Here is a 1,846-nt window from a genome sequence, read left to right as displayed (position 1 = left end):
CGAAACTGGGGCTCCGCCCCAGACCCCGCAACACGCTTCGCGCGTTGTCCTCAAACTCCCCCAGCTACCGCTGGGAGGTGCCCCCAACGGGCTGATTTCAGCCCGTCCGGCGTTTGAGGACGCGCCCGGAGGGCGCTGGGGTCCGGGGTCTCCCCGGTTTCGGGAAGGGGCGGGGTGGGGGAAAAGCCCGCCGCAGGCGACAGACACACCCGTCACCTGACGACGGCGAGCAACCAAGAACTACCGGTCGCGCCAAGGCAACTCCGCCGTCACAGCCGTAGGCCCGCCCACAGGAGAGTCGACGACCAGCAGCCCGTCCACCGACCCCAGCCGCTCCGCCAGGCCCGCCAGCCCGCTGCCGGAGTCCGTCGACGCACCCCCCCTGCCGTCGTCGGAGACCTGAAGCATCACGCGGTTCTCCGAGCGCCACACGTCGACCCGCGCCGTCCGCGCCCCGCTGTGCTTGCTGATGTTCTGGAGGAGTTCGGAGACCGTGAAGTAGGCGATGCCCTCGATGGCCGGGGCCGGACGGTACGTCAGGTCGACCTCCGCCCGCACCGGCACCGTGCAGCGCGCGGCCAGTGCGGAGAGGGCCGGGCCCAGGCCTCGGTCGGTGAGGATCGCCGGGTGGATGCCGCGGGCGAGGTCGCGCAGTTCCTGGAGGGCGAGCTTCACCTCGCCGTGCGCCTCGTCGACCATCTTCGCCGCGGCCTCGGGGTCCTCCTCCAGCTTCTCCTTCGCCAGCCCGAGGTCCATGGCCAGCGCCACGAGGCGGGTCTGGGCGCCGTCGTGCAGGTCGCGTTCGATGCGGCGCAGGTCGGCGGCAGCGGTGTCCACGACCACGCCGCGGTCCTCCTCCAGCTCCCACACCCGCTCGGCCAGCGGGGACGGCCCCAGCAGCCCCAGCACCAGCATCCGGTCGCCGAAGGCGAGACCGCGGATGATCCAGGGGGTGATCAGGACGAGGGCCAGGCCGACGGCGCAGGTCACCCCGATCTCGAAGGGGTTGTCGAGGAAGAAGGCGGTGCCGTCGCCGTCGTCGTACATCTGCATGCCGGGCCGGCCCCAGAAGGTGGGGTACATCCACTGGTACGCCGGGTAGAGGAACAGCGCCCAGCCGACCGCCCACAGGGTCAGCGACACCACGAAGGCCGTCACCGCCCACGGCAGGTGGATCACGCAGTAGAGCAGGCTCCGCCACGACGTACCGCTCTTGAGCAGCGCCCCCGTCCAGGTGACCGGACCGCGCCGGCCCTTCGGCGGACGTACGGGCTCCGGTTCGGCGATCTCCACGCCGAGCAGCGCTCGCGCGCGGACGCGCTCGACGGCGCCCAGCGCGCGCGACCCGAGGAGCGCTGCGGCCAGCACCGGCACCCCGATGAAGGTGATCAGCAGGCCGGCGCCCAGGGACACCATCGTGACCGCGTAGACGAAGGTCAGGACCGACATCGGGAAGCTGAGCAGGAGATAGAGGAACTCCCGCCAGGTGCGCGCCTCCAGGGGCGCGCGCAGCACGGCGGGCACGCGGTGGGGGGCCGCCTGTCCTTTGTCGATGGCCATCTCTGTCGTCCGATCTGCCAGGGCTTCTCTTGCTCTCCAGCCTCTCGCTCCGCGGTGGTGCGGACCATGGAGCGCGTCGGTGTCCTGGGGGTGGGGCTGTCCCTACCTTCGTCCTCCGGCTGCGGGCCGTTGGCGTCTGCGGCGCGGCTTTGTTCCCCAGCCCCGCCCCTTCCCGAAACTGGGGCGCTGCCCCAGACCCCGAACCACGCTTCGCGCGGTGTCCTCAAACTCCCCCAGCTACCGCTGGGAGGTGCCCCCAACGGGCTGATTTCAGCCCGTTGGGGGC

1 protein-coding gene is annotated in these 1,846 nt (G+C 71.6%); it reads right to left on the bottom strand.

The features are described from left to right. Positions 1–240: 240 nt before the first annotated feature. Positions 241–1,560: a sensor domain-containing protein gene (locus AB0435_RS34080; RefSeq protein ID WP_366428726.1), complete on the bottom strand. Its 1,320-nt coding sequence runs from the start codon at positions 1,558–1,560 to the stop codon at positions 241–243. Positions 1,561–1,846 lie beyond the last annotated feature (286 nt).

The sequence above is a fragment of the Streptomyces sp. NPDC051173 genome (assembly GCF_040689515.1).
Taxonomy (GTDB): domain Bacteria; phylum Actinomycetota; class Actinomycetes; order Streptomycetales; family Streptomycetaceae; genus Streptomyces.
Note: the sequence above shows the minus strand (reverse complement) of the source record. Positions and strands in the feature narration are given on the sequence as shown.